The 459-nt window shown below is 74.3% G+C and carries 1 protein-coding gene; it reads right to left on the reverse strand.

Translation table 11 applies throughout. The features are described 5' to 3' along the window. Positions 1-82: 82 nt before the first annotated feature. Positions 83-459: hypothetical protein (locus RB628_RS41430; RefSeq protein ID WP_318325770.1), on the reverse strand; the 377-nt coding region annotated here is incomplete at its 5' end.

The following is a 459-nucleotide window of genomic DNA, read 5'->3' on the forward strand; positions in this document are numbered from 1 at the left end:
GTCAGGACCCCGGAGACGCTCTGCGCGGCGTCGGTGAGCAGCCCGGCCAGTTCGGCGCGGGCCAGGGGGGCGCGGTCGGCGGTCATCGCAGGAGGGCCTTTCGGGACGCGGCGGGAGCGGAGGGGCTGGCTGCCGCCGGCGCGGTGGCCGCGAGGGACGCGGTCTGGTCGACCGCGTGGGGGGATCGGGAACGGGCTGCCTGGACTCGCGCTTCGGCCACCGGGTCCGTGTCGGTAGGCCGGTTGAGGTCCGTGCGGTTGGTGCGGAGCTGGGCCGCGCGATAGACCGCGTAGTCCTCCCGGGCACCGGCCGCGACGAGGTAGACCTCGCGCTTGTGGGTCGAGATGGGCGAGGCCGGGCGGAACTGGATGACCATCCGGTAGGACACGGCCGGATCGACGTACACCTTGTGGAAGCCCGCGAGGCGGCCGGTCAGCGGCAGGCAGTCGTCGCTGCCGT

Origin of the sequence: Streptomyces sp. ADMS (assembly GCF_033441795.1) — a bacterium.
Lineage (GTDB): Bacteria > Actinomycetota > Actinomycetes > Streptomycetales > Streptomycetaceae > Streptomyces.